Source organism: Bartonella sp. LJL80 (genome assembly GCF_054871565.1).
The window spans coordinates 192,511-210,000 of the sequence record NZ_JBTXLM010000001.1 but is presented as its reverse complement, the minus strand read 5'-3'; the positions used below and the strand labels follow the sequence as shown (position 1 = coordinate 210,000).

Below are 17,490 nucleotides of genomic sequence, written 5' to 3'. Positions count from 1 at the left end.
GAACAGGTTCGCATGGCCACACACCATCCTGTCCTATCGGTGCATTAGAAAATAATGTTCCCAAACACCCATCAGCAACATCTCTCCTTGCAAGTTCTGCGCAAAGGTCGCGAACTGTTTTTGTCCATCGGAACAAAAAATTAGTTTGCTGATCTACCGGTTCGTCTTGTCCCGGGATTCGCTTAATAGCGTTCAATAAATGATATCCTTTTTCAGACAGATGCTTCTGGTCTTCAGGCTTGACCTGATATTTTAGTGGATCTTCGTTGTTGTCTTTTCGCTTGTAGGCAGATACTACTGACTGCACGAATATCTCAGGATGTAATTCTATAAATTTCTCTAAGTTTGGTATCTGGTGTTCCTCATCACTGCTCCAAGGTCGTGCCAGCAATTTAATATACGCGAATTCCAATATTGCCTTTTGATCAAGCTTAATTTCTGGGGATTTGTCGAGTACTTTGAAAGCTTCCGTAATGTCATATTGACTTAACTGGTATTGGTTGGGCTCCTCGTTGGTGCTTTTTGCCATATCATGAAGCAATTGGTAGAGTAGTGTACCTTTGATTTTGGATGGGGTTAGGCGAATACATTCAAATGCAGCGCGTGGTCGCTGGGCAGCTAGTAGGCATTCAACAGCCTCGCTGTTTTCTGCATCGGAATTATGTATCCAACCTGCAACAACGTTCGCCCAATAAAAAGCGCGTTCAGCTTCCTCTAATGTATCAACCATCTCCCAAGTGTTATGATGGAAGGGAGCTAATAATAGCAATTTGACTATCTCTTGGCTCGTAAGCCGCTCAGATATGATTTGAAGTATATTAGTTCGCTCAATTGGGTCAAATAACGAATATAATGCACCTGAAACCATGTTTTTTATAGACCACGAATCTGATTCAATGGCTGATTGAAACGCTGCAAAGAGAGCGTTCGATATTTCGTTTGATGAAAGAACTTCTGTAACAAGCAAAGAGCCAATTTGCCATGAAGCCTTGCTTTTATCTGCTAATTCGAGAACGCCTGCAAGTCCGCGGTCGTTAATTATATCACGTAACGCAGCTACGCGTTGGTTTTTGACCCACGTATCCCGTTTTTTAAAGTCGATATCTCCCTTTTCTAGTTCATCGGCAGACTCGACGATCCACGTATCTTTGAATAACCATTGATGGCGGATCAGAATATCTGTAGCTTGCAAGTTCTCATAAGCTAGTTGTGCAGCTGGTGGCATAATAGCGCGCCCCGATTTTTCTGCTTGCTGCACACTGCGACGAGATTTAACCGTCACTCGGATCTTTTCGCGAACAACCATTTTATCTTCATCATTTGCATTAGTAGCCCATGATTGTATCATCTTCCATATTTTGTCTTGAGCGTCATCATCAACATTGTGAATGTGTTTTATAAGGTCGCACAGCATTTCACGTGAGTAATTTGGCCAATTTAGCGCCATATCCACCATTGCACGCTTGAAAGATATGATCGGGGCCCACGTTGGGATGGGCGCACCATGACCATAACCATCTTGGCGCCATTGCGGCTTTTGACTGTAATGACCTATTTGCTGATGATTATCTAACTGTTCAACACATATTTTCCATGCAACATTGGGATGTTTTTTTGCTATAAGTTTAAGAAGAGCAAGTCGGTCTTCATGGTCAGCTGCTGTTTGTGGCATCCAAGATCGAAATATTGAGCTCAGTGAATTGATAGGTTTATTAACCCAGTTGTCATTGATTTGTACTTCGGAAAGACGTGCTAGAATTTGTGCAGTTCGCGGGAGGGTCGTTGCACTCCATGATAGCACCTCTAAAGCCCACAGTAAGCCAGTACGACTCGGATAACTCCCAAAAAATTGGTGATCGCTCGGACGTAAGAGGCCTAAAACTGCAGGCTCATCTGATTTCAAATCCCGTTCAATGATGGACAGAAATGTCTCCGGAGCCGCTTCAGCATAAGTGGGAAGATCGCGATCGTTCGCTTCCAATTTACGAGTTGTGAGAGGAACTGGTAGTAGATATTCGACAACCCGCTTTGTATCATACTCTAGATCTCGACCCAGACGGTTCTTCAGCAAATTATTTCCATGTATTGCAAGTAGAACTAATGTCTCAGAGATGCCTTTTCGGAATGCTGCAGAAAATTCCCGTACTTTGTTGTGTAAGGCTGCCGCCCATTGCTCACTGTCTGGCAAATCTAAGGTTGGATCATCCTCACCGAGAACCATTTGTGCTAAGGAGAAATAGCGCTCTAAGTCATTTGCAGTTATCGAACCATAAATAGCAAAAAGTAAATCAATTTTTGAGACAACACCGCGATATGATCCGACTGACCAAAGTGGGGCATCTTCAAGTTGCGCTAGATACTGGCATTCTTTTTCTAACGTGTCATAAGGAAGCTCAGCTAGCAATGAAAGAGCTTCCTTATCCGTTTGATTGGTCGTGTCCCAAGCGCCTACAAAAAGGTAAGGTACAAGGCGTTCTGCCTTAATATGGTCTGATGCCCACAAAGGAGTGCGCATAGCTGGAGTGGAAGAAAGTCGTCGCCTAAGTACAGTTAGAGATCTTCCTGATTCTTTATCAAGTCGTGCAATGTCATCACGATTATAATTCATGCTTTCTAATGCGGTGCGGAAAATATCGTAATTGACAGGCTCTAGTACGATATGGGGATCAATAGCTGCATTGCGAGGGTAAATAACTACTGTATGCAGTGATTTAACAAATGGGGCAAGTTCACGTTCAACCTCACGTCCCGTAGCTACAGCAATAAAGTTTTGTGCGCCTTGTGCTAAACGGGGAAAAACGCCCAATTTATCAAATATCAAGATTCGATCTCGGTATGGGCTTAATTCTTCACCACCATTATCTCCGAATAGCTGTGAAAGGAATGCCAATGCTTCTCCAGTGGAATCCGCAGCAATAACTGTGGGTGCATCTGGCTGTTTTGATAGGCGCGAAATCATTAATTGCTTTGCCGCATCAATACTTGATTTGAAGAATGTAGGTGATAGTGCAGGATTTGCTACTTCAGCCCAATCAAGCCAGCATTTGTCAAGTGTTCGGACACCTTCCGACGGACGATGTATTTCGTTTGCAAACCATGTTTGACCTGCCAGTGATTGCTCTAACCATTGTTCTAGATCTTGGGCGTCATAGGCGCGAACATCTTTCCATTGTCTCTTAGACCGCGCTTCTTCAATCCAAGCTTTTTTTCCGTGCCATACCCTTGGTGTTACAAACACAAAAGTTGTTCCCATCCTTTCGGCTTTACTTACAGCTTTGACACTTTTTGCAAAGTCTCCGGCGGCTTTTTCCTTGATATTGGAGTTTACACCAAATTCCCATCCAGATTTTCCACTTGGAATCCAAGGTGTTCCCTCTGAAGCTTGCATCAGTCCGTCCCACCCTGGGCGCTCCGCGTCATCGTTACCTGGGAAATCTACTTTATTCAGACCAATACCTGTTGAATGGATAAGGGTTCGTAATAGAACAGAAAGTCGAGTGCGGGCCGAGATATTTTCGGATGCCCATTCTTCTATGTCATTGCGCTTTATAGCCAAAAATGGTGGAATATATTGCTTGGTGTTTTCAGGAACACCTTTAGACTTGGCTCGCGCAGCTTCGTATGTCGCCTGCATATCCAGTAGCTTTTGTGCGGGTATCTTGAACACCCGTTCAATTCTTGATGCCATTTCTGCAGTTGCAGCCACCTTACCGTTTAAGAACTTAGATACATTTGGACGGCTAATTCCAATTAGTTTGGCTGCCTCTGTTACTTTTATGTTCTTTGGTATCAGAGCAATCTCGCGAACGTACTGTCCTGGATGCTGCGGTGCTTTGGTTTGACTTGTGGTGGAATCGGGTTCTATGGACATTGGCGCCCTCCTAATGTGTCGAACACTATAGTACATAAAATCTGTAATGTAACGCATTACAAAAAAAATTACTAAAGTGGACTATGGTTTGATCAACTAACTAGCATTTGTTTTTGACAAGAACGATTAATCCCAAACCGCCAGGAAACTCCCCCTTGTGTTCTCATTGCCATGCGATTGGCTGTGGGATAAGTTTCTAGGATGGCAGGATGTGCTGAAGGTGTATACCTTCATCATTTGCCGCTACTCAAGCGCGGCCTATTCCCTTCTCGCGAAGGGTATAAGAAAGCCAAATCTGCATAGATTAAATGGAGAGTGATAATGGCATCGAAAAAAGATGCCGGTTTCTATCTTCTCCTTTCCAAAGCCGAAAAAGCTCTCTTCCAAAAAACAGCCCAGTCCTACAATATCAATGTATCCCACATGATCCGCCGCCTTGTTCTGGCGGCAGAGGCGGAAGCGCAACTGGTAGAACCGGAATTAAGCGAGACAATAGGCGATCTTTGCAGGCAGTTGCATGCGATCGGCGTCAACCTCAATCTGCTGACCCGTGCGGTCACTCAGGGCTATCTGCCGGCAGAGCAGGAGTTTGTTTCTATCTTGGAGCAAATCCATGCCGGCTGTCTGGCTTTGGCCGAAACCTATGGTGAGATGATTATCCATACACGCAGCAAAGTCGATGGAGCTTTGCGTAATGAGTGAGATATTCAATCCCCTTGTTTTGGGCGAGGCATTTGACAAGGCTTTCGGCAAGGATGCCGCAGCTGTGCGGGGACGTATCGCAGGGATGTTCCTGCAACGCCTTGCCCGTCATTCGCGCGGGCAGCAGTTTGCCAAGCTGCAAAGCCGCTCGTTTGATAAGGCAGCCCACTGGTCATTGTCCATTCCCATTGGCTTTATGCGTGGGCGTGAGCAAGGTAATCTGTTTGATGATGAACCGCGCCATGCCTCACGTGGCTTTATTTCCAAGTTGAACCTTATCCCATCACAGCCAATTATCATTCCCGTACCGACAACACGGGAGCGGATGAAGGCTTTATCACATTCTGCCCAGCCTGCCATGGTCAAGATGATCGGCACCAGTGGCGGTATGGCGTCACTCGTATTTATGCTGCGTTTGGAAGCAAGGAACAGATGTTTAAAGAGGCGGTTCAACAATACCAGAGTGAGTTGGGAAGTTTTGCTAATAAAGCCTTTTCGAAAGGCAATACAATCAGGCAATCAGTCGAGATTTTACTGCGACAAGCAATTGCGATCTACACCCATGAACATATGGGATGTATGGTTGTTTCTTCCGGTGTAGCGTGTTCGCGTGAAAATCAGAATATTGCTGATTGGTTGTCTGACATGCGTCAAACACGCACGAATATGCTGATTGAGAAGATGGAGTATGCCAAGAAAAGCGGCGAGTTACCTTCCAGCGTCAATGCGATTGCGTTTGCGGATCTCTGCTCAACGATTATTCATGGGTTTTCAGTACAGACAAGGGATGGTGTGGATGAAAAACGTCTCAATGACGTCGTCGATCTTGTCATGCAAAACTTTGATCGTTGCTGCGTTGTCTGTTAAGCGCAACCATCTCGGCTTATGACCTTTATTTTTTGGGTTACCGTTTTCTTCTCGCTCATTTGGGAATAGGTGTCGGTGATGACCGGCACGTAGCAGCGGCATCGGCTGTGCAGCCATGTTGGTCGCAATGGAAAGACGCACCTTTCGCTTAGGGATTGCATTAAGATCCTATAATGACTGACCTGATGCAGCAGATCGGGTGTCTTTTGTTATCACGCTCCTGAAGATTTGCGTCTGCCAAAGCTGGGAGCTGCGCTATAAACTGAATGGTCCGCTTTCAATACAGTATTGCGATATTTAAAAAAAAACGTCTTGGTTTAAAACATGATGATATGAGAATTCATATGTTTTGCGTTTCAAATGCTTTATACCAATGCAATGATACTATCTATTATATGTTGCACCGGAAACTTTTGTTGGATGGATAGAAGCCGACAAAAGTGTTTTCGGATGATATGGGGTAGCGTCGATTTATAAAACGGCGGTCAATTTTCGACATGTTTTATAATTTTGCGCATATCATCAATGGCCAAGTCTTTCTCGAGGTAGGAGGTATCATCGGGCAACTGTATATCGAGATTGAATTTTGTTTGATATTCGACGCTTCCTTCTGCCAAGGTGAAGTCGATGACATGTCCCCCTTCGGCTTTATTTGAAGAGATAAAATGGACGTGAAAGCCAGTGACACCAATCGTATCAAAAAACTGTGGTGTCCAAAAACCAATCATGGTTCCTTTGATATCTGATAGTTCGATAACTGACTGTTCGCTTACGACTTCAAGCACCGATTTATAGGGTTTTGTCTGTTGATGAGGCTTACGAATTTTCAGGTTTGCAAACGAACCATCAAGTTTGACGGCGAGAAAAATATTATCCAATTTCACGTTGATCGCGAGAAAATCGTGCAGTGCTGCTTTATCAATATTTTCTGCTTGCAAATTATTTTCCGCTTCAAATGTCGTGACCTGTGCAAAGGGCAGACATTCGCTGTCCTGCATTTGTCTTATCGTTCCATCTCCTCTTGCCTCTAAGACGGTACCTTCAAAAATCGTCACCTCGCCACCGAGAGCGTGCGAGCAACCCAACCCAAAATTGCCAGACTCCTTGACCGTCGAGACAGGAAATACGCCATCATAAAGACCGGACATGAGCGCGTTGACGGTCGAGAATTGTTTTATTGCGGAAGTTGTCATATTCAATGCATCCATAAAATTGGGAACGAAAATCCAAGCGTCAAGAAACTACATCTGGCCGCTTTTACTTGCTTTTGTCTTTGTTAATAACGTACCAATCCACCGTCGATATTTAACGTGACACCGTTGATGTAATCTGCAAGGTGAGACGATAAAAAGAGAACGCCATTGGCAATTTCCTCCGGCTGCGCAGCCTTATGCAGCGGGATGCCCGCAACGGAATTTTCGCGATCTTTGTCGCTCATCGCTCTTGTAATTTCAGTATCAATCATACCGGGGCAAATGACGTTGGTGGTGACGTTAAAAGGGCCGGCTTCTCTTGCGATACCTTTGGTAAAAGAGATAATCGCACCTTTTGTGGCACCGTAACAGCTATTGCCGAGAAAACCGCCGCCGACTTGACCGGCAACCGAAGCGATATTGACGATCCTGCCAAATTTGCGGTCCATCATGTATGGCAATGCTTTACGCGTCATCAGAAAGACACTACGCACATTAATGGCGAAAAGCCGATCCCATTCTTGGACCGTAATATCGGTGACATTACCCTTTGATATAATGCCGGCATTATTCACAAGAATATCTAGTTTTTGGTAGCGCGTAATTGTCGTGGTAATTAAACTTGAGGTCTGCTCATCGGAAGAAACATCGCAAGCGATGAAATCACATCGTTCATTGATCGCTTTCAGTTTTTCCAGAGCGGTTTGCCCTTTTTGATCGTTGATGTCGGTGATCACGGTGGTTGCGCCCGCCCGTGCAAGCGTTTCAGCGATGTGGAACCCTATACCCTGTGCCGCGCCGGTCACCAATGCGACCTGTCCTGTCAAATCTATTTCCATAGCAAATGCCTTTTTCATATGAGGTGATGCTATGATATGCGTAAATGGTCCCCTATCAATTTAATAAAATTGAACATAGGTTAAGTACAGTCAGGTCTACAATAAATGAAACAAATCCCTTTAAACCTTTTGAACGTATTTATGGAATCTGCGCGCTGTCAATCGTTCAAGATGGCGGGGGAACGTCTTCTACTCTCCACGAGTGCCGTTAGCCAATCTATAAAGAAACTTGAAGATCTCTCTGGTGTTTTGCTTTTTTATAGAACGCCAAACAGTGTCGAATTGACGCCCGCTGGACAGGAATTTTTTGCCTATGTCGAAACCGGTTTAAAAGAGATAGAACGAGGCATTCAGCATCTAAATGAAAAGAAGCGGACTATAACCTTATTTTGTCCACCAGGTTTTGCAACGTTTCTTGTTCAACCATTGATAAGCCAGATCCTCAGTGCTGGCTACGAAGACATTCACATGATTAGCAGAGAAACCCTGGCGCCGGCTGATTACGATCGCTATGATATAGCCGTTTTACTTGACGAAGCTGGAGCAAATATCTCTAAGAGTACCTTCCTTGGTCCCGACTATTTTCAGCCTTTTTGTCATCATAGTCTTTTTGAGAAAATCTCAGCTCCTGCAGATATCTTCAACTATCTGCTTTTATGCAACGAGCATGGGCGGACAAGTTGGAAAGAATGGCTGGATTTGAATGGGCTTGTTGGTGCGGAAGCCAAAACGATGACTGTGAGCAGGGCATCGCAGCTTCTATCAGCCGTTGAGAGTGGCGTCGGCATCGGTTTGGAATCCTCAAGGGTGCTTGCGCCAAAGCTTGCAAGTGGCGACTATAAAGTCCTATCTCTCAAGGATACGAAACCGATCATAAAAGCTTTAACGTGGCTAGTAGTTCACCCGAAGAGAGCGGCAGATAAGAAGATAAACGCTATTGCAAAGTTGATCTATAATAGTTGCTCGACGGATGCAGACGGTCGGTTGAAATCACCGGTAAAGGCCAGTTGAGCGTTCAAGTCTGCTATGTTGGATGCGGTTTAACGCACAGGCAGGTTAGGTCATTTTGCAAAGAAATAGGCAAATAAAGAACTAATATAGTCCTCAAAACTATAAATATCACGTTTTTGTGAGAAAAGTCTGTCCGCAATGTTGACAATAAATGTCATGTTTAAGTAAGGAAGTTAGGAGGCTATTCAATTTTACGTGAGGGATTAAAAAATGGTAGGCGAAGTTTCAAGGGGAAATAGTGCACAACGCAGCCGTGCGGGAGAACTGGCATTCAAGGCTGGGATTGTCGCGACGTTAACTTCGATACCCGCTACCGCGCAAGCGCAGGTTCAAAATCAAAACACCCAGCCAAGCCACAATAATAATCCGCCAATTGCAAATGTGAACAATACGACGCTTTTGGAAACCGTTACCGTGAATGGTAATCTTAGCCAGATCAATACAAACGCTGCAAGCACAGCATCATCACGTTTGCCCGGTACGGTGCAAGACATCCCGCAAGTGGTCAACACGGTGCCTGAACGGGTAATGGTCGAGCAGAACGTCACTACGCTCGAGCAGGCCTTGCGTAACGTTCCCGGCATCACGGTTTCAACCGGCGAGGGCAATGGCGGCATGGCGGGTGATCGTTTTCGCATTCGCGGATTTGAAGCCATCGGTGACCAGTATCGCGATGGGCTGCGCGATTTTGGTGTTTACGCACGTGATAGCTTCAATATGGAGCAGGTGCAGGTCTTTAAAGGCCCAAGCGGTGAAAGTTTCGGTGTCGGCACCACAGGTGGTGCAGTCAATATGAAATCGAAACAGGCCAAGCTTGGTACATTCGGGCGGATAGATGGCTCTATCGGTACAGGGACGTCGTATCGTTCGACGTTGGATTACAATAAGCAGATCAATGACACGACAGCGGCCCGTTTCAATCTCATGGGCAACTGGCAGGATATGGCGGATCGCGATCATGTTGATAATGATCGTTGGGGTGCGGCAGCGTCGGTCGGTTTCGGTCTTGGTACAGAACAAACCTGGCATCTGGACTATATGTTCCAGCATAATGACCGCGCGGTCGATTATGGTGTGCCTTTCGTACAGACACCGGGTGGCCGATTCCGTCCCGTTACGGAATATGGTGTCTCGCGTGATATGTTTTACGGTAAGGACACCGACCGTGATAAATCGGATGTTCACATGTTGACATCTACCTTCAGTCGCGAGGTCAATGATTGGCTTACCATCAAAAATGATACCCGTTACACCCATGTCAGCCGTTGGTTCAGTGCGACACCGGCGAATTGTGGCACGAGCGGTGGCGTAACAAAGGGATGTACGGAGGCACTTTTTGGTGCAGGTGGAAACCCCATACTTGCAATTGGTGCTGGTGGAGGTGTCAGTTATGACCAGACCACGTGGGGCATTCAGAACGTAACAACCGCGATCGCAAAGTTCGATACCGGCAGTTTGCGTCATGAGGCTGTTTTCGGTCTTGATATGATGTATCAGGATGATGAACGGCAGGGCTTGAAATATGTCTATTCATCCGGCAGAGCTAAGACGCCGCCGACTTTGTGGGACGAAAACACAGATTCCAGCAATTACAATCTGGTGAATAATCCTGATAATCTTAAAGAGTCGGATTCGCGTAACTTCGCTTTCTTCGTCAGTGATCGTGTTTGGCTTACCGAGCAGTTTTCGATCGTTGGTGGCGTAAGGTGGGACTATCAAAAAATCAATTATGATTTGACGAGTGCCTCGGGTGTCAACTCCAATTCGACAAGCGCAACCTTCGCCAGCCCCAAGGCCAGTTTGATTTGGGAGCCAACGGAAAACCAGACCTATTATATTTCGTTTGCGCGTTCCAACAATTTGCCATTTGGACAGTATATCTCGTCTGACGTGAATCCGATTTCTGCGGGTCGTGAAGATGTTGATCCTGAAACCAGTGATCTTTATGAATTGGGTGGCAAAATCGACCTTCTCAATGGGCGTTTGGGTTTGACCGGCGCTATCTTCCAAGTTGAAAAAGATAACAGCATCTACGCTGATCCAAACGGAGATTTGACCTATACCGGCGAAAAACAACGTGTCCGCGGTGTCGAGTTGGGTGTTACCGGCGAATTGACCATGCAATGGAACGTCTACGCATCTTACAGTTTTCTTGATAGCGAAGTATTGGATGCTTCCGATCAATCGATCATTGGCAACAGTGTGGCCGGTGCCGCTAAAAATGCCGCAACGCTCTGGACCACTTACAATCTGGCACCGCATTTCGATGGTATGGATGGGAAATTTCTCGTCGGTGGCGGTATGACATATCGCGATGCCATGTCGATCCGCAGCGACAATCGTGCAAGTGTTCCTCACAGCTATACCTTGGATGCACTCGTATCTTATGAGACAGAAAAGTGGAATCTAAGCTTGAATGCTTACAATCTGACGGATCGTGTCAATTACGACAACTTCTTCCAAGGATCGCAGGCATCAGTCGCTCGCGCTATCCCGTCTGAGGGAAGAACATTTGTCGTGAAGCTTGGTACCAAATTTTAATGCAAGCTTGGCGGTTTCTATGAAACCGCCACTGTTTCAATTCGGTTTGAAACGCTGTTTCGACGGCGTACCAAATCTGTTTACGGGGTAGGCTAGATTATGATCGTTCAAATTCCCACCATTTTAACGCCTGATGAAGTTGCACATTGCCGCGCTGTGCTGGAGAAGTCACAGTGGGTCGATGGTGCAGCAAGCGCTGGAGAGCAGGCAAAAAAGGTTAAGTTTAATTTGCAGATACCGCAGGAAAGCGGCGAAGCACGGGAATTGGGCGAACTTATCCTTAACGCTTTGGGCCGCAACCCGACATTCAATTCATTGGCCATGCCGTTGCACGTCTATCCTCCATTGTTCAATCGTTATGATGTCGGTATGCGTTATGGCGATCATGTTGATGGTGCGTTTCGTGCGCTTTCCGGTAGTGGAGCGCGAATACGCCAAGATGTCTCAACAACAATCTTCCTCTCGGAGCCCGATGAATATGATGGTGGTGAGCTTGTTATTATTGATGGCCACAACGAGAGCCGGGTGAAATTGGCGGCGGGTAGTGCCATTGTTTATCCAACAGTCAGTCTGCATCGCGTTGAAGCGGTAACACGGGGATCACGATGGGCATCATTTTTTTGGACCCAATCGCTCATTCGCGACGTTTTCATGCGTGATACCTTGCATGAACTTGATATTGCCATCATGAACTTACGTTCAACAATGGCCGATGATCATCCAGACATCTTGCGGCTCGTCAATATCTATCATAATCTTCTTCGCCAAAATGCGGAATTATAGGAGATTATGGAAGGGCTTGGCCGAAAGGGTAAGATCGATCATTTCGGGAAACCTACAAACAAAAATAGCGGCGCGACGCCCAACGACGGAGCAACGCGAACCTGTTGATCCGCACATTTTCCTTCTCCGCCAGCCCATCCTGCAGATAGAGGATTGGCGAAAGCTTTTGCAAGGCCATAACGCTGCGCATGTTGCTTTGAAACTCGCACAAAAAGGCTCACCCAAAGCGCAATATGCCTTGGGTAAGATTTTGCTTCATGGGCAGGGTGTCCCTGAAGATCGCGAGGAAGCCTTTGCATGGTTTGGCTTGGCCGCGGCACAGGAATACGCACCTGCGATGAATATGGTCGGCCGTTGTTATGAAAATGGTTGGGGCTGTCAAAAAACACCGGTCGAGGCGTTTTATTGGTTTGAAAAAGCAGCAGCCTTGGGTGATGACTGGGCAATGTTCAACCTTGCCGACCTCTTACGTCGTGGGGAGGGGGCCGTCCAAAACGATGAGCGAGCATTTTCCCTTTACCAGCAGGCTGCAGATAAAGGGCATGTCAAATCCCTTAATATGCTTGGATTGTTCTTTGAAGATGGTCGTGGAACAAGAAAGGATCTTCAGTCTGCAGCAGAGCTATATCAACGCGGTGCTGTCGGAGGGGATTGTTGGGCGCATTTCAATTTTGCCAGACTTCTATCGGCTGACGGCAAGGTTGACGAGGCATTGCATTGGCTTGAATTATCCTTAAAACATCAAATTGGAGACTATTGTGCAACGCTTGCGGAACTGTTCCAACAACACCCGGATGTGCGCTTGCGAAGTGTTTCTGAAAAGGCTCTGGCGCTGTTGAATCAAGGACGTTAAATGACAATAACAGCCGACATAGTATCTCTAAGCGATTATCAGCGTCGGTTTCAACAAAGCGTAGCTCCTGAGATCGTCGCATATATCGATGGGTATGCGGCTGATGGGGTGACCCATAAACGTAATCGCGCTGTCTATGACGAATTGTGTCTGCTGCCGCGGGTGCTTGGAAAATTCGATCATGCGACAACAGCATTGTCACTCTTTGGTGCATCACTCCCGTCACCAATCATTCTGGCGCCTACGGCCTATCACAAACTTGTTCATCCTGACGGCGAAAAAGCAACGGCAAAGGCTGTTTCACTTACCGGAAATACGATGTGTGTCAGTGCGCAGTCCAGCGTGCTCCTGGAAGAACTTGCTGCATTTGGCGCGGATCAACTGTGGATGCAGTTATACATGCGCAGGCAGCGTGCGGAAACGTTGGACATGATCAAGCGCGCGGAAGATAGTGGCTATCGTGCTTTGGTTATCACGGTTGATGCGCCAGTGAGTGGTGTGCGAAATGTCGAGCAACGCAGTGGCTTTGCCCTGCCGCCGCATATCCGTGCGGTCAATCTGGAACGATACCAACAAGAAGATATACCCAAGAAAAAAGCCGGTAGTCCGGTCTTTCAAGGTATGCTACATAATGTGCCCGACTGGGAAACACTGCGGTGGATATGCAGCAAAAGTCATTTGCCTGTTTTGGTAAAAGGAATTCTTCATCCGCTTGATGCTGAGCGCGCGCTGGAAAATGGTGTAGCTGGCATTATCATTTCCAACCATGGCGGACGGACACTCGATACGACTCCGGCAACGCTCAAGCTATTGCCACTCATCGCGCAGAAGGTGAATGGGCGGATTCCGGTGTTGATTGATGGCAATATCAGGCGCGGGACGGATATCGTCAAAGCTTTGGCACTGGGTGCCAGTGCTGTATTAATCGGGCGACCGGTTCTTCATGCGTTGGCTGTAGGCGGTATGAGCGGAATTGCACATATGCTGACAATCCTACAAACAGAATTCGAGATGGCCATGGCACTCTGCGGTTGTGAATATCTCGCCGATATCACCCCCGACATCATCTTTCATAGACACATGTCAGTTTTATGAAGAATATATCTGCATATACAAATAAAAAGCATTTATGTGGCAAAAATACATGAATCGCTATTGAATCATTAAGTATGAATTCTCTCGTATCAAGAATCTTATTGTGCATTTGTTTTTGATATGCATAGAGATGTTAGAGAGATTGAAACGGCTTAAGAGATGTTCTCAATATAGAGGGTTGTCTGATAAGCATTCTGGTTTGTAGTGGGGATACAACATTCATGCGTAAAAAACTTCTCAAGACAAATGTGTCTATCGTAGCATTGGCTATCAGTTCATTAACTACACTTGCCGCAAAAGCCGAAGACATCACATACACCGGTACAGAAACAGAATATGAGAATCTTCATACTGATCCCTCTGCACCGGGGGAACGTTACCTTTATTCAATACAAACCACAACTGGCAATACCGTTACTATTAATGATAGCACAAATCTCGCGGAAAACTATAAAGCGCCTAACCGCGTTTTTGGCGGTATCTCGAATAATAGCGTTGTAAACGCTAATACAGTCAATATGACAAGCGGTAAAGTTATAGATGCTGTTATCGGCGGTTATTCCGGTGATGGAGGTTCCGTCGATCGCAATCAGGTTAAAATTTCGGGTACGTCGCTGATCGAGGGTTTTGTATATGGCGGGTTCGTTTACCAAGGAAGTGGTACTGCGACCAATAATATCGTCGATATAAGCGGTGGTGAAGTGAAGAAAATGGTGGTTGGAGGCCGATCGGTTGTAGGCTCTGCAGTCGCAAATACAGTGGCGATCTCTGCCGATGCAATAGTAGATGGGCGCGTTTTCGGTGGCTATGCCGATCAAGCTGGTAATGTATCGAAAAATAACGTTCTTATCACTGGCGGTGTCCTGAAGGATGGAGTTAGGGGTGGTCTAACTTTTGACGGCAACGCAACGGAAAATTTGGTCACCATGTCTGCCGGAAATGTAACTGGCGAAATTCACGGCGGTCATGCAGATAGAAATGGGAACGCGTCTGCAAATGAGGTTAAAATCAATGGTGGATCTGCCAGTACAACAATAGGTGGTTATGCCTATAACGGGAACGCAGTCGATAACCGCGTTGCAGTATCAGATAATGCGGTTGTTCGTGATGTTAATGGCGGTTATGTAGCACAGGCTGGTGACGCGCGAAACAATCAGGTTAATATCTCGGGTTCAGCACGTGTTAGTAGTACGGTTAAGGGCGGTTTTGTTAATTCCGGTAGTGGCACAGCGGCAAATAATACAGTTATGATTAGCGGTGGCGATATTTCAGACACCGTGATTGGCGGCAGCGTTGCAGATGGTACTGCCGAGGGAAACAACGTGGCGATTTCGGCGGGAACATTGCGCGATTTTGCGATTGGTGGATATTCGGGCGCATCAGGGACTGTCACGGGCAACAAAGTTACAGTCAAGGGTACAGCTTTGATAACCGGGACTGTTCTCGGCGGTTTTTCGGAGGATGGTAACGCAACAAACAACACCGTTGATATGCAAGGCGGAACGTTAAAATTTCAACTCTACGGTGGTCGTTCGACGACAGGTTCGGTCTCGGGCAATACCGTATATGTTCGTGGGGGAGAGGTCCAAGACAATGTTTACGGCGGTGGAGCTGACGGTGCAGGCGCTTCTAGCAACAACAAGGTAATCATTTCCGGAGGCAACTTCCAAAAACAGGTTGTCGGCGGTTGGTCTGACACAGGAACGGCGAATTTAAATGAGGTATCTGTATCAAACGCAACGATAGGAACGAGTGTTGTCGCTGGTTATGTTGATTTAGGAGGATCGGATGCAACGAACAATAGCCTTTCACTATCCGGAAATGCGTATGTAAAAGGTCTTGCTATTTCCGCATTTACTGCAAAAGGCAATGTGACGGGTAATAAGCTTTCGCTTATAGATGCGAAGGTAGATGGAAACGTCTATGCAGGTTATTCGCGCGAGGGTTCTGTAACCGATAACTATGTCACGCTAACTGGAAGCAGAATCAGTATTGGCGGTACATTGTATGGTGGCTATGATGCATCCAATACAGGTGATGTTTTTACCGGTAATACCCTGACTCTCAACGGTTTCCGCGGCGACCTTGTTGGTATCAAAAATTTCCAAAACTATAACTGGATTCTTCCTAAGGATGTGGTGAATGGGGAAACACTGATTCACATTACCGGTACGGAAGCCGTCGATCTGCAAAACACGATCCACACGATTGCTTTCGTCTCGGATGGAAACCGGCTTGCCGTCGGAGATCAGGTCACACTGATCGACAAGGTTGTAAACACGCCTGACAGTATCTCTATGGAAGTTAAACAAGGCCAGTTTATCATTTACGATATGCGCGCCAAGCAAACGGATCAGGATACGTTTGTCTTGACCGCCTATAATAAGACAGTGACACCCGAACCTATCGATACAAAAGACATTGGCACTTTGATTGATGGTAACGGCAATCTAAGCAAGGATACGCCGAAACTAGCCGGTCGTATCAATCCTCAATCCAAGGCATTTTCTGAAGGACGCGCTGCAGCGCTTGGCTTTGCAACGCAAGGTGCTGATCTCATTGCTGATACAGGGATTCGTGCGGCACAAAGCTCTGTAGCGGCAGCTAGCTCTCATATTACTCAGATGAATTTGGTGCCATTTCTCGTCGTCAGTGGCAGCTCCAGCCGTTATAAAACAGGGAGTCATGTTGATGTTGACGGTTTCAATATGGCTGCAGGTTTAGCAACGGGTTTTGAACTGGCTGGTGTTCATCAGGTTACTGTCGGTGCATTCTTTGAATATGGCCGCGGTACTTATGACAGCTATAATAGTTTTGCTTCTTACGCGTCGGTTCATGGTGACGGTGACACGCACTATACGGGTGGTGGCATTCTTGGTCGGATAGATTTTGCCGGAACGGGATTAGGCCGCGTAACAAATCTTGCTGCTGGTCAAACGGATGGGCTTTATCTCGATGCTGCATTCCGCGCTGGTAAGATTGACACTGATTTTGATAGCAATGATCTGATTGATGCGAATGGTGTTGCCGGTTCCTACGATAGCGGGGCCAATTATTTCGGCGCCCATGGTAGTGTCGGTTATGTATTCAATTTCGATGATCGTAATTCTGTCGATGTGTATGGCCGTTATCTATGGACCAGAGTTGACAGTGAAACTGTGGATGTCGGTGCCGAACGGCTCCATTTTGATTCCACAAATAGTTCACGTATCCGGGTTGGCACGCGTTATAGCTACATTTATAGCGAGCAAATTAAACCTTATGTTGGTGCCGCCTATGAGCACGAATTTGATGGTGAGGTAAAAGCCCAAGCCTATGGTTTGAAACTTGACAAACCATCTCTAGATGGCGACACTGGTATTTTCGAAGCTGGAATATCCTTCAAACCAATCAGCGTTAATCAAGCGCTAAGTGTTGATGTTTCAGGACAAGGGTTTGTCGGCCAACGTGAAGGCGGCGGCGGCGGCATGAAGATTAAATATGAATTTTGATGCGCTGATATAGGCAGACTAGAAGCTTTTATCTGTATTAAGAGAGTTGACACAAACCGCTATTCACATGAATAGCGGTTTTTCATATTCTTGCGTTTATTTCAGCTGCAAAAGCCCGTTCCTGAATTTGCATCAAAGATGCTACCTGCCCTAAAGTATCCAAGAGATCACAGTTTCAAGGTTGATATTTTGCTATGGGATAGAGCCTTCTGTTCCTAAAACACCGACGCTTTTCGCCGCATTG

12 protein-coding genes (1 of these 12 only partly in view) are annotated in these 17,490 nt (G+C 46.3%); 9 read left to right on the top strand and 3 right to left on the bottom strand.

All coding sequences use genetic code 11. The annotated features are described in order from the left end of the window. Window positions 1–3,871 carry the 5' portion of a HigA family addiction module antitoxin gene (locus tag ACYSNS_RS00855; protein ID WP_461721242.1) on the bottom strand. Its footprint begins 263 nt before the window's first position, so the window shows 3,871 of its 4,134 coding nt (coding positions 1–3,871); the start codon lies at window positions 3,869–3,871; its stop codon lies beyond the left edge, outside the window. A gap of 321 nt (window positions 3,872–4,192) precedes the next feature. On the opposite strand from ACYSNS_RS00855, the gene ACYSNS_RS00850 reads away from it, so the two are divergent. From ACYSNS_RS00850 to ACYSNS_RS00840, 3 genes are read left to right on the top strand one after another with little or no spacing between them, the layout of a single operon-like run. Next, entirely contained in the window at window positions 4,193–4,573 is a 381-nt protein-coding gene (locus ACYSNS_RS00850; RefSeq protein ID WP_461721241.1) for a plasmid mobilization relaxosome protein MobC, read from the top strand. After that, window positions 4,566–5,174 carry a hypothetical protein gene (locus tag ACYSNS_RS00845; RefSeq protein ID WP_461721240.1) on the top strand — a complete coding sequence of 203 codons (609 nt, stop codon included), beginning with the start codon at window positions 4,566–4,568 and terminating at the stop codon, window positions 5,172–5,174. The genes ACYSNS_RS00850 and ACYSNS_RS00845 overlap by 8 nt, the downstream gene beginning before the upstream one ends. After that, window positions 5,153–5,440, top strand: coding sequence for a hypothetical protein (locus ACYSNS_RS00840; RefSeq protein ID WP_461721239.1), 288 nt, complete (start codon window positions 5,153–5,155; stop codon window positions 5,438–5,440). Before ACYSNS_RS00845 ends, ACYSNS_RS00840 begins: the two co-directional genes overlap by 22 nt. 485 nt (window positions 5,441–5,925) lie before the next feature. On the opposite strand, the gene budA is transcribed toward ACYSNS_RS00840, so the two are convergent. Both budA and ACYSNS_RS00830 read right to left on the bottom strand, forming a co-directional pair. Beyond that, window positions 5,926–6,633: an acetolactate decarboxylase gene (budA, locus tag ACYSNS_RS00835; protein WP_461721238.1), complete on the bottom strand. Its 708-nt coding sequence runs from the start codon at window positions 6,631–6,633 to the stop codon at window positions 5,926–5,928. A gap of 83 nt (window positions 6,634–6,716) precedes the next feature. Further along, window positions 6,717–7,472: an SDR family NAD(P)-dependent oxidoreductase gene (locus tag ACYSNS_RS00830; RefSeq protein ID WP_461721237.1), complete on the bottom strand. Its 756-nt coding sequence runs from the start codon at window positions 7,470–7,472 to the stop codon at window positions 6,717–6,719. Between the two features lie 105 nt (window positions 7,473–7,577). On the opposite strand from ACYSNS_RS00830, the gene ACYSNS_RS00825 reads away from it, so the two are divergent. From ACYSNS_RS00825 to ACYSNS_RS00800, 6 genes are all read left to right on the top strand, one after another. After that, window positions 7,578–8,483 (top strand): LysR family transcriptional regulator, encoded by a 906-nt coding sequence (locus tag ACYSNS_RS00825; RefSeq protein ID WP_461721236.1) that lies wholly within the window; start codon window positions 7,578–7,580, stop codon window positions 8,481–8,483. A 210-nt stretch (window positions 8,484–8,693) separates the two neighbouring features. Continuing rightward, window positions 8,694–11,024, top strand: coding sequence for a TonB-dependent receptor (locus ACYSNS_RS00820; protein WP_461721235.1), 2,331 nt, complete (start codon window positions 8,694–8,696; stop codon window positions 11,022–11,024). A 99-nt stretch (window positions 11,025–11,123) separates the two neighbouring features. Then, the gene (locus ACYSNS_RS00815) at window positions 11,124–11,807 is read left to right on the top strand and encodes a Fe2+-dependent dioxygenase (protein WP_461721234.1); all 684 of its coding nucleotides are present in this window, start codon (window positions 11,124–11,126) and stop codon (window positions 11,805–11,807) included. Between the two features lie 16 nt (window positions 11,808–11,823). After that, window positions 11,824–12,660, top strand: coding sequence for a tetratricopeptide repeat protein (locus ACYSNS_RS00810; RefSeq protein WP_461721233.1), 837 nt, complete (start codon window positions 11,824–11,826; stop codon window positions 12,658–12,660). Further along, window positions 12,661–13,755: an alpha-hydroxy acid oxidase gene (locus ACYSNS_RS00805; protein ID WP_461721232.1), complete on the top strand. Its 1,095-nt coding sequence runs from the start codon at window positions 12,661–12,663 to the stop codon at window positions 13,753–13,755. A gap of 221 nt (window positions 13,756–13,976) precedes the next feature. Continuing rightward, window positions 13,977–17,246 (top strand): autotransporter domain-containing protein, encoded by a 3,270-nt coding sequence (locus ACYSNS_RS00800; RefSeq protein ID WP_461721231.1) that lies wholly within the window; start codon window positions 13,977–13,979, stop codon window positions 17,244–17,246. The last annotated feature ends 244 nt before the right edge of the window (window positions 17,247–17,490 follow it).